Below are 258 nucleotides of genomic sequence, written 5' to 3' on the forward strand. Positions count from 1 at the left end.
GCCACGAGCGGAAAGACGGTTACGCGTTTCACGGGATTTCACAGAGCCGCCGCCAGTAGCCAGCACAATACCCTGTTTCTCGGTCAACTCATTGATGACCTTTTCTTCGCGATCGCGGAAGCCTTCTTCGCCTTCTAAATCGAAAACCCACCCCACATCAGCTCCGGTTCGTTTCTCAATCTCTTGATCGGAATCGTAAAATTCCATATTGAGTTGTTGAGCTAACTGGCGCCCAATAGTGCTTTTTCCGGCACCCAT

At 50.8% G+C, this 258-nt stretch carries 1 protein-coding gene; it reads right to left on the reverse strand.

Annotation, left to right across the window (positions count from 1 at the left end; all coding sequences use genetic code 11):
- Positions 1-258, reverse strand: a 258-nt coding sequence (locus MFF40_RS28545; protein WP_283206128.1) for a shikimate kinase, incomplete at both ends; no start/stop codon positions are given.

Origin of the sequence: Methylobacterium mesophilicum (genome assembly GCF_022179445.1) — a bacterium.
Classification (GTDB): domain Bacteria; phylum Pseudomonadota; class Alphaproteobacteria; order Rhizobiales; family Beijerinckiaceae; genus Methylobacterium; species Methylobacterium mesophilicum.